This window comes from Bacillus sp. sid0103 (assembly GCF_019219025.1).
Genome location: NZ_JAHUWN010000059.1, coordinates 1 through 10,296, shown reverse-complemented (window position 1 = coordinate 10,296; position 10,296 = coordinate 1). Strand labels below are relative to the sequence as shown.

Sequence of the window (10,296 nt, the reverse complement as noted above, 5' to 3'; positions counted from 1 at the left end):
TACATCTTGTGAATGATAACTAGGAGGAGCCGTGTGCGTGAATAGCGCAAGCACGGTTCTGCGAGGGGGGAGAAACACAATCTACCGCGAGGTAGAGAGGTTCTCTTCTACTCAACTAGTTTAATAAGAACAGGACAATCAATATACTATGTAGAATATAATAAGATGACGTTGTATAAATATATAGAAAAAACAGTATATAAAAATTAGGAATGTTGGTTATGGTTCATGCAAAAGATGTTTTATCGGATCAGTTGTTGGCAAATGCCAATGACCCTAGTTGGTACCTACCATTTTCAGATTCAGTAGAAAGATTGTCTGAGGAACATGCATTTTGGAAGCCAAACGAAGAAAGTAATAGTATTGCTGAAATTGTGCAGCATCTAATATATTGGAATCAAACATGGCAAACAAGGTACCAAAAATCTCACGTTGATGCTGTGCCTTCCATAGGAAATAATAATAACAGCTTTATTATTCCTGAAAATCATACTTTTGCTGATTTAAAGAAACAGCTATTAGAGGTGCTTTTACGTTGGCAAGAGTTATTATCTGAAGAAAAAGTTGAGAGTGAAGTTAATGGTTTTCCTGGACACGTGATATGGTGGGCAATACTTGGAAATGTGTCAACTCATAACGCATATCACATTGGTCAGATCATTTATATCCGGAAGTTGCAAAATAGCCGGAAAATAGATGCAGGAGAAGATGAATAAATAAAAGTTGCACTAGCGCCTACTTGAACTAAAGGGTGCAAGAGTTGAATATCTGGCTGCCATTTTCGGCAGTCTTTTTCTTATAGTGCACACGGGGCAGGTTGAACAAGTGAGGTGAAATACAGCTCTTTTTTATGTTTATTGGAAGGAAATCATACAAAAAAAGAAATGGGGTTTCTATGCAATAGTTGTATTTGTTTATCCGTACTTTATTGTCACTCATTAAATTCAAAATTTCATTTTCCTAAGGAATTTTTAATCAATGTAGTTCATATAATCGATAAGTGAAAACATAAAAAGGTGGGAACAATTCTATGTTTAAACCAAACCAAGCGAATACTGCAATAGTTATTACTGACCCTCAAAATGACTTTTTGTCTCCAGGCGGAAGAGGATATCATTTGACAAAGGCAAACATTAAACAGAATAATACTTTAGCCAACTTGGAACTACTATTAAGCACTGCTCGTAGTAAAGGTTATCAGCTCTTTGTTTCCCCGCACTTTTTATATCCACATGACTATGATTGGCAGTTTACAGGGAACGAACAAGAGATGTTGATTAGTTTGCGTGTTTATCAGAAATTAAATCAATATAGTCCTCCAACTCCGGAAGCCGATTATGTTCCAATTTTAGCTCCGTATATCTGGGACAAAACATCCGTCATTGCAACACCGCACAAGGTGGCCAGTCCTCAGACAAATGATCTGGTCTATCAACTAAGGCAACGCAGAAAAGAACAAGTAATTTTGGCTGGGGTATTATCAAACGTATGTGTTGAATCGCATATGAGAGATTTAATCGAAAATGGCTTCAAGACAGCTGTTGTTTACGATGCAACTGCCACGATTAGTGAAAACGATTTTCATGCTGCTGTTACGAACTACCGAGCTTTCAGTAGTGCTACATGGACAACACGTGAAGCCATTTCAAATATGTAATGATACTCTTAAAAAGGCATACTAAGAAGAGATTATTCTTTGATTAATTGTAATGTTGCAGCCGTTAGGTGCTTTCATTAACGATATCCAATAAGTCCATTCTTATAAAATTTAGATTCAATTACAGTGTGTTTCATTAGATAGATTTCCAACATATCCATTGCTAGTTCCTGAATCTCTCCCATCATCTTGTAGCACTTTTTCAAATATCTAACCGATCTTGATACAGACCTACTTTTCGATAATTGCTTCCAACTTAAACATCACAGCAGTTATGGGTGATTTAAGCTCATGCCATATGATAGCAACAAATTCACTTTTATTCATACTTCTTTATTAGCTAGTTCAATATCACCAATAACTTTGATTTTGTAGAGGTACGGAAAAAGATAAGTTCGTGTAAACGAGCTTTCTGCAGTTTTTTATTATGAATATTAACGATTTGTAAGTTTGTGAAGAATTGCACTTAAATTAACGGGGTGCAAGAGTTTAAGATCGGAGCTGCCATATATGGGGCTTTTCTTTTTGTGTTAACGGAGCAGGTTAGTGAAAAAAACTTTTGTAAACTAAATAAAAACAGCCGATAAATTATCGACTCTTAACATCTCCTGCAAATGGAGGAGCATCTATACCATCTTCAAGTGCAAGTCGTGCGGCTTTTACCTGGAATCTAATTAAAAGCAGTTGCTCAGTGATGTCAGGATCAGCACTTAAGAGTATAGCTGTGTGAATATATCTGATAGCATCATTGGTTCTATCTAATGCCAGCAATGCTCGGTTGTCTGATAGTTTAATTCTTATAGGATCATTGGGATAAATTGGGTTAAGTGGAAGTATAGGGTCAGTTGGCCATTGTATATTTAAAGGGGGAGCTAGAATAGTATTAAAAGCATCTGTTAGACTATCCATGGCATCGTGATATAATTGTGGTTTGATTGGATTGGGTGGTAAACCAAAACCTTCAAGTTGTTGAATTATCAGTTTTGCACTATTAGCAAATCGAATGGCTTGTACCGTTAAAGCCAAGACAATTCTTACTGTTGCAACTAAGTTTGTTGACAATATTTTCACTCTTTTCTAATGATATCTTAATAGTTTATGCATTTAAGACAAGCCCGTAAAGGACGGTCGTTTAAATTTTGTGTAGAATTTTACGATTAAAACTTAATTTCATATTCAGAAAAGCATTGGCTATAACATACAAAACTTCTTATTGAACTACTTGGTTGCAAAAGTTGAAGATTCCGTGACTTAATATTGTAATTTTCTTCTTGTTCAACAGTCAGGTTAGTTCATTAAAAAGCTTCCCTAAAAAATGAAAAAATACGCTTAATTAAGCGTATTATTAAACCACCAAGGCAGTTTTTGGTTTCGATTAATTTGTTTTTTACAAAAATCAGGTGGATGATAATTAATCAGTGAATAATCGAGTTCATAACTGTTTGTTGCCAATTGAATAAGCAACATTTTCTTCAAATCAGATGGATGTATATCTTTTGTTTTAACGGTTATAACTTCAACTCCGTTACGTTGTGGATTTCCAACAACAACAACTTGATTTCCTTTTGTATAAACTTCAGTAACATTTGTTTGAAAAACAACAATATATAAGTCAAGGTCGGTTTCATTTTGAAATGTTGGAAAACCAATACTAACATTATGTCCGAAATTAAATAAACCAGAAAGTCCAATATCATAGATTGGGAATAAACGATGTTGTGCGTAATAAATCCTACTTGGAATATAACCCCATCTCCCACCCCCACGGGTGCTATGCCATTGTTCTTGATATACTGGTCTTTCATAGTTTGGTTCATTTGTAATTTTATTGAAAGGGATTTTTGTCCCTTTTTTTAATACTTCAGAAATAGAAAAGGTTTTTGAAGGGTATTTACCCTCCGTTTCTTTTTGTTCTGTAGATTTGAGAAGAGTGATTGGTTCTGGAGGTTCAAGGCTATTTAACCGTCTTTCCATTTCAACGGACAAATTATTGTTTTCTTGTTGATGATTTGATGCGTTAGAAGGTGTACTAAAAACAACACAAAAAGCAAGAGAGAATATACAAATATCAACAATACTATTTTTGGGCATTTACAACACCTCAAAGTTAATATGGGTGTTATTAAGGTAAATTATTCGGGTTGATAAATGGTGTTATCAATTAATAGGGGAAAGCTGTAAAAGGCTATAATTAGAAAGATTGTGAAGCATTTTACTTAAACTAACGGGTGCGATTCTTAAAGAAGGGCATCGCTTTTCTTATTCGACTAACGAGCAGGTTAGGCGAAGAACATGAAGAATATGAGTTTTTTTGTTAAACGTTCTTGGTGCATATAATATTAAAAGAAAAAGAACTCATTATTGAGTTCTTTCCTCTAGATATTTCACCCGTTAGCCACACATGCAGCAGTTCTTCAAAATCTGAGGTTAACGGAAAATTTACATTTCCTTGTTAAATTTATTGGAATCCTTATGAAAAATAGCTACTTATTTATAGAGTTAATATTATTGCTCAGATCACGATTATTGGAAGCTGTATTGTTATCTGCTTCAGCCGACTCCACCATCTGGTTACCAATAACACTGCCTGAAACACCACCTATAACAGTACCAATTAGTCCAAATGGAGCACCTATCATAGCACCCGCAACGGCATCAGTAAAAGTTCCTGTTGCTTCACCAAAGTCGCTGGTACCTTGATTAACATTACTACCAACTTGGTTGTCTCCACTTTCTTCTACATTTTTGACAAAGTTATTGCGTTCGTAACTGTAATTCATCTATTCACTTCCTCGTTTATTAATAGGGAATATACTAAATATGAATGCACACCATCCTAAACATATACTACCCAGCTGAAGTAGTTTTACTCACTATATGTTTAGGAAGCACGCTTTATCCTCAGTAATGCACCTATAAAGGTATACACCAAGGGCATAGCTTTAAAAAGGGGGGCTTTTTTGTTTTTTCAACAAACGGGGAAGAATAAAAAAAGACACGAAAACGATGGTTTAGATGGTTCTGGAGCTGATTCAATCATCGGTGCCATCGTCGCTTTAATCGTTGTCATCTTTTTGAGACTGTTGCCATATCAGGTCACCAAAACATTGTTATTTATATTTGCCTTTATTTGTTTTTGTTTTAGTGTTTATGCGTTTACTCACTTACACTAATGGGTGCTTGAGTTTAACAAAGAGTCGTAGCTGCGACTCTTTTTCTTGTTCCACTAACGAAGCAGTTTAGTTGAAGAAGGAAAATGATTATTTAGTAAAAAAATGGGGATTATCACTTTTTGTTGATATAATTGAAGTAGATGAATAAAAGGTAAATAGGAGATTTTTTATGAAATTAACGAATTTTTTTGAGCCTGTTTCTACTCTTTCTAAAAAGCAAAAAATATTGTGGTCGATTTTCTTTATTGTTTTATTTTCTGATATTATCACTAGTATCCTAAAAATTGATTCAATCTTAGTTCAAAATATAATTGATTCAGTGATGGTACTATGTCTATTTGCTTTCATCCTTGAATTATTGTATTTAAAGAAAAAAAGAAAATGATTACAAGTTTATGTACTTCAACTTAAGGGTGCTTATTTTTAACAAAGGGTTGCTGCGGCGGCTCTTTTTCTTGTTTCACTAACGATGCAGGGAGTCGAGCATTAGTCTTTGCTTTTAAAATTAAATTCCTATTATTTTGTTGTCCTAAATAAGTAAAATCGGTCGTAAATATACTGTGGATATATTAAGACTTTAATTAGGATAGGAGTGAATAGGCAATTATGAAACAAACGATGCGCGTCCTTATTTCTGGTGCAAGCATTGCCGGACCGGCACTCGCTTATTGGCTTCATCGTCATGGATTCGACGTGACTGTAATAGAACGTGCTCCGGCATTGCGCGCGGGTGGTTACGGGGTTGATATCCGTGGTGCAGCCATTTCCGTACTTAAGGGGATGGGTATACTCGATCAAGTTCGTGCAGCTGACACGAAAATGACTGGTGTTTACTTTGTGAACAGCAAGTGCAAGATCCAAGGTCAAATAAGCGAAGCAAGTATGGGGAACCAGCAGGGTCTGGACATCGAAATCATGAGAGACGATCTAAGTAAAATTTTGTACGATTTAACCAAGGATACGGTTGATTACATTTGGGGCGATTCGATTACCGCTATAGATGAGACTGAAGCTGGTGCAGAAGTTCAATTTATTCATGGCAAGCCACAGACATTTGACCTGGTCATCGGTGCAGACGGGCTTCATTCTAATGTACGCAACTTAACTTTTGGAGATGAAGCACAGTTTAAACGGACGCTTGGCTGTTATATCTCGATTTTCACTCTCGAGAATTACCTCAACCTCGACCACCGCCAACTGTTATATACGATACCAGGCAAAACTGTAGGTATGTATAGCGCTCGTGACAATACCGAGGCAAGGGGTATGTTCTTGTTCCAATCAGAGGCATTGAAGTACGACCGCAATGATACAGAATCTCAAAAGAAACTAGTAGAAAATGCCTTCTTAGGCGATTCAGGTTGGGAAACCTCGCATTTACTCAAAACCATGAAAGATGCGACAGACTTTTATTTTGACGAGGTTTGTCAGATTCACATGCCGACTTGGTCAAAAGGGAAGATTACATTGGTAGGCGATGCGGCGTATGGTCCATCTCCTCTATCAGGTCAAGGATCTAGCCTAGCGCTTGTCGGGGCTTATGTATTAGCTGGTGAACTTAAAGCCGCAGATGGCGATTTCGCCCGTGCATTTGTTGCCTACGAACAAAAAATGAGAAAGTTTGTTGAGAAAAATCAAAAAATAGGATTAATAGCTGCCGGGAGTATGATTGAAAAATCAAACTTCAAAATCTTTCTTCGCAATTTAATGTTGCGCATACCCCTGATTATGATCGTACAATTTAAGATGATTTCAAAAATGATAGCCAAAGCTGCTAACGGGATTGAGCTGAGAGATTATTGATATGGATTTATTGGTTGGAGGGTTACTACCAACAGTGACACGTCAAAAAAGGCTGTCTATTATCAGTCACCATATAAAATCCGAACAAATTCCTGTTTAGCCAGCTAAGCGCAAACATGCCCTTTAGCCTTTAAAAATATTTTTAGTCTTCCGCAAGCCGGCGCGATTCTTTAGCAAGGATCGCTTTCTTTATTGAACTCTCCTGAGTCCAGAGTTTTGTAGTAATAAACAATTCTTCCCTTGCTACGCCATTACGCTTAATTGCTTTGCCAACGGCTTCCTCGTTTTGATAGGCGGCAGCTGTATCAATTAAACGATAACCTGCCATAATAGCATCATAAATGCTTCGTTCACATTCATCAGCGTCTGAAATCTGATAAACTTCGAAGCCCAGTGTCTGGTCGTCTTAATTACAGACTTTTGAATAGTTGAATAAAAGGGTGATGATATGTCTCATAAAGATTCTTATCAATGCATTATTGTCGGAGGTGGAATTGCTGGGTTGCAGGCTGCAATTCAGCTCGGGCGATACAATCATCAAGTACTTGTGATTGATAAAGGGGAAGGACGTTCCACATTATGTAAATGTTATCATAACGTATTAGGTTGGCCTGATGGTGTTGATGGACAAACGCTTCGTCACTTAGGAAGACAACATGCAGAGAAATATGGAGTAACTTTTAAGGAAGATGAGATTGTAAAAGTAGAAAAACAAGGGGAAAAGTTCAAATTACAAGGAACTTCACTAAATTGCTATGAAAGTAAATGCCTATTATTAGCTACGGGTATAAAAGATCACATCCCATTAGAAATACCTGACTTAAAGGAATGTCTAGGAATATCAATATATATTTGCCCTGATTGTGACGGCTATGAAGTGACAAATAAAAAGGTGATTGTAGCTGGATCAGGTGATTCTGGGGCCAACATGGCTCTAACCCTTACGTACTGGACGAAGGAACTTATTTATATAAATTCAGACGGTAAGAAAATAAGTGAGAGTGTTCAAATGAATTTAGCTGAAAATGGAATTCCAATGATAGTGGACAAAGTTATTGGAGTAGAGACAAATGGTGAAGGACGGTTTACTGCCTTTTTGACAGGAGATGGAAATAAAATAAAAGGAGAACGAGGGTTTCTTGCCTTTGGTGGAAATAAAGTAAATACAGATTTGTTAAAACAATTAGGCATTGAACGACTAGAAAATCTACATATCCCAACAAATCCGAGGACGAAGGAAACAAATGTACCAAACGTTTGGGTTGCAGGTGATATCGGTGTTCACTCGGAGCTATTAACAATTGCAATGGGAGAAGGAGCACAAGCAGCGATTTGGATCCATAAACGTATATTGGAACAAAGAAGGGACTCGATTGATAAATTTTTTTCCAATTCTTTTGAGAATACTAATGAAAATAGGGGGATTTGAAGAAAAAGTTAAGGAGTTTTTTCATGAAAGAAAAGGCATTATTTTTATCATCATCCTTATAGGTTTGGGAATGATGGCTTACTACGGCGTTGAATAAACCAAAAATCAAGATAGCTTTACCTATTAAACCATTATTGGATTCCAACCTTTCCTACCTTTAAGACCACGTAAAAAATAATAAGTTTAATATATGTAATTTATAGGGTTACAAAAGCATCCCTATATCTCCCTGCATTTTCCATTGATGAAAAAAATCCAGTGAGTTTACATTGGAATTTTATAGCTATAGATACGGGGATTATGCAAGGTGATCCTGGCTCAATCTATTTGATTTGGATGACTCCAGTTTATTTGATTGTCTTAGTTTCTTTAATTCTTACCTTTTTAGCTTTTAAAAAGAAAAAGTAAAATAATCATTCCTTTAAAGAAATTATCAGCTGCATCAGCGGCCTTTTTTAAAGGATTCAATGTAAAAAAAGGATGTAACATAATATATATATTATGTTACATTCTTCCTTTTATTGTTGTCCTTGTAACTCCCAAGGAAATTTACCAGTTTTTCTATCTACTATTCTCATCACTTCAGCAATGTCCTGCTTTGTTACATTTGCCATGTCGATGATTTCTTCATCACTTCTTTTCTTAACATACTTCATGTGTCGAATAATTCGATAACGTTCCTGTATGTTTCCTTTATATAGTGCTTTCTTGTGTGTATATTCTAAGAACGGTTGGCACCACTTTCTGCAGGTCTGCTCTTCATCTTTTTTCAGTCCCATTGTGAATGTAAGGGAAATGACTAGAAAGAAAAACAATATTCTTTTCATTTGGTAATCACCTCACATTTATGGTAACCAGAAGAAATGGAATAATGAATGCAATCCGCTAAAATCTTAGATTAGCCAGAAATCATATGGGAATGTATGGTAAAATAGATGAAAATAATAAGGTAGTGATCATTAATGGATGATGAATTAAATCAGGTCATACATAAATTAAGTTGCAGTAAAGCAAAAAGCCTATTGTTACATATGATGTATCGAGTAAAAACAATAAAAGAATCGAATGATTCACAAGAAGAAATGATAGAAAAACTATATTTTTTACACGATAGAATCCTCGGTGTATTAAAAAACGGTAATCACTTCCAAAGAGAATATGAAGCCGTACATATTGTATGTGGAGAATCTGCTGCGGGCTCTTTAAAAGTAGGTTTAGGCCGTGAGAATAAGATAATTGGCTTTCCTGATTTCTTTGCTGTAGGTCCAATTTGGGAGCTTCATAAAGAAGTTGGGCGTAACCATAGATATGAATGGTTGAGAGATCATTTGAATTATCAAGATGATTTTATTGAAGAAGAGTATGAACGTAGGTTTCTAAACACTCTTTCAGAAATTGATGCAATACTTGCTCAAGTCCCAATTGTCATCTGGACTGCAGAAAATGCAAATGAACAAACGGGAGTATGCTTTCTATTGTACTTACTTAAAGAAAAAACGAATCCTATTTACCTTATGAATACAACAATTGCTTACCAGGAATTATTTAATACAAGTGAATATCAGTATTTTTATTTCCATACGGGCGAGGTTATGCCTGAGAAATTAAAAGCTATTTATCAAAAGAAATTATCTAAGCCTTTAACTGTTCGGGAAAGATCACAATTTGAAAAAGAATGGCTATCCCTATCCGATTCTAAAGGGGTAGTTCGAATTTGGGAGAGTAATAAAATTAAAACTGTAAATGAAGATTATTTCGATGAAATGATTGTTACCGCTGCCCAACAATTACATTCTAAACAAAAAGAGAAGGACTTTATGAAATCAGGAAGGATAATCGGAGAAGTGCTTGGTCATATAGATAATAATGTAGGTGATGCCTTTTTAGAATATAGATTGAGGAGCCTAATATATAAGGGAATTTTTGAAATTAAGGGTATCCCTAAAGGTATGAGGTATTACAGCGTGAAATTAAGGTAATAGCTGTCTGCAAAACGAACCTTGATGTTTCATATCTCTCTAACGAATGCATTACTTCAATTATGATGTAGTGCTATTTTATTATTTAACCCATTTGCGTGTTTGTGAAGGATGACACTTAAACTAATGGGTGCGATACTTAAAAAAGCATTTTTAAAAAAGGAAAAGGCGATGTGGTTTGAAATGGGGATTAAAGGTGCGGTGTTTCTTTCTGTTATATTAGTATCAGTGATGTTTATAATTATTGATTCAACT

10 protein-coding genes and 1 pseudogene are annotated in these 10,296 nt (G+C 35.6%); 6 read left to right on the top strand and 5 right to left on the bottom strand.

What is annotated here, in order from left to right; translation table 11 throughout:
• Window positions 1-221 precede the first annotated feature (221 nt).
• Together KW850_RS31715 and KW850_RS31710 are read left to right on the top strand one after the other, a co-directional pair.
• Window positions 222-716: a DinB family protein gene (locus tag KW850_RS31715; protein WP_218351608.1), complete on the top strand. Its 495-nt coding sequence runs from the start codon at window positions 222-224 to the stop codon at window positions 714-716.
• Between the two features lie 314 nt (window positions 717-1,030).
• Window positions 1,031-1,657, top strand: a complete 627-nt coding sequence (locus KW850_RS31710; protein ID WP_218351607.1) for a cysteine hydrolase family protein — start codon at window positions 1,031-1,033, stop codon at window positions 1,655-1,657.
• A gap of 588 nt (window positions 1,658-2,245) precedes the next feature.
• Here KW850_RS31710 and KW850_RS31705 read toward each other — a convergent pair.
• The 3 genes from KW850_RS31705 to KW850_RS31695 form a co-directional block, all read right to left on the bottom strand.
• Window positions 2,246-2,719 (bottom strand): hypothetical protein, encoded by a 474-nt coding sequence (locus KW850_RS31705; protein ID WP_218351606.1) that lies wholly within the window; start codon window positions 2,717-2,719, stop codon window positions 2,246-2,248.
• 267 nt (window positions 2,720-2,986) lie between these two features.
• Window positions 2,987-3,748: a hypothetical protein gene (locus KW850_RS31700; protein ID WP_218351605.1), complete on the bottom strand. Its 762-nt coding sequence runs from the start codon at window positions 3,746-3,748 to the stop codon at window positions 2,987-2,989.
• A gap of 392 nt (window positions 3,749-4,140) precedes the next feature.
• A complete protein-coding gene (locus tag KW850_RS31695) occupies window positions 4,141-4,437 on the bottom strand; it encodes a tape measure protein (RefSeq protein WP_218351604.1) in 297 nt (98 codons plus the stop codon).
• Window positions 4,438-4,617: 180 nt separating this feature from the next.
• On the opposite strand from KW850_RS31695, the gene KW850_RS31690 reads away from it, so the two are divergent.
• Together KW850_RS31690 and KW850_RS31685 are read left to right on the top strand one after the other, a co-directional pair.
• Window positions 4,618-4,830, top strand: a complete 213-nt coding sequence (locus KW850_RS31690) for a hypothetical protein (protein ID WP_218351603.1) — start codon at window positions 4,618-4,620, stop codon at window positions 4,828-4,830.
• 606 nt (window positions 4,831-5,436) lie between these two features.
• Window positions 5,437-6,633 carry an FAD-dependent monooxygenase gene (locus KW850_RS31685; protein ID WP_218351602.1) on the top strand — a complete coding sequence of 399 codons (1,197 nt, stop codon included), beginning with the start codon at window positions 5,437-5,439 and terminating at the stop codon, window positions 6,631-6,633.
• 172 nt (window positions 6,634-6,805) lie between these two features.
• Here the strand turns inward: KW850_RS31685 and KW850_RS31680 are convergent.
• Window positions 6,806-7,027 (bottom strand): annotated as a pseudogene (locus KW850_RS31680) (aldo/keto reductase); the annotation flags it as partial.
• 54 nt (window positions 7,028-7,081) lie between these two features.
• Here KW850_RS31680 and KW850_RS31675 point away from each other — a divergent pair.
• Window positions 7,082-8,062: an NAD(P)/FAD-dependent oxidoreductase gene (locus KW850_RS31675; RefSeq protein WP_218351601.1), complete on the top strand. Its 981-nt coding sequence runs from the start codon at window positions 7,082-7,084 to the stop codon at window positions 8,060-8,062.
• 518 nt (window positions 8,063-8,580) lie between these two features.
• On the opposite strand, the gene KW850_RS31670 is transcribed toward KW850_RS31675, so the two are convergent.
• Complete coding sequence (locus KW850_RS31670) at window positions 8,581-8,889, bottom strand: hypothetical protein (RefSeq protein WP_218351600.1); 309 nt, start codon at window positions 8,887-8,889, stop codon at window positions 8,581-8,583.
• 135 nt (window positions 8,890-9,024) lie between these two features.
• Between KW850_RS31670 and KW850_RS31665 the strand changes: the two genes are divergently transcribed.
• Entirely contained in the window at window positions 9,025-10,041 is a 1,017-nt protein-coding gene (locus KW850_RS31665) for a DUF1835 domain-containing protein (protein WP_218351599.1), read from the top strand.
• The last annotated feature ends 255 nt before the right edge of the window (window positions 10,042-10,296 follow it).

Coding starts and splice junctions, on each gene's coding strand:
- KW850_RS31715 (WP_218351608.1), top strand. CDS start 222: ATGGTTCATGCAAAAGATGTTTTATCGGATCAGTTGTTGGCAAATGCC.
- KW850_RS31710 (WP_218351607.1), top strand. CDS start 1,031: ATGTTTAAACCAAACCAAGCGAATACTGCAATAGTTATTACTGACCCT.
- KW850_RS31700 (WP_218351605.1), bottom strand. CDS start 3,748: ATGCCCAAAAATAGTATTGTTGATATTTGTATATTCTCTCTTGCTTTT.
- KW850_RS31695 (WP_218351604.1), bottom strand. CDS start 4,437: ATGAATTACAGTTACGAACGCAATAACTTTGTCAAAAATGTAGAAGAA.
- KW850_RS31685 (WP_218351602.1), top strand. CDS start 5,437: ATGAAACAAACGATGCGCGTCCTTATTTCTGGTGCAAGCATTGCCGGA.
- KW850_RS31675 (WP_218351601.1), top strand. CDS start 7,082: ATGTCTCATAAAGATTCTTATCAATGCATTATTGTCGGAGGTGGAATT.
- KW850_RS31670 (WP_218351600.1), bottom strand. CDS start 8,889: ATGAAAAGAATATTGTTTTTCTTTCTAGTCATTTCCCTTACATTCACA.
- KW850_RS31665 (WP_218351599.1), top strand. CDS start 9,025: ATGGATGATGAATTAAATCAGGTCATACATAAATTAAGTTGCAGTAAA.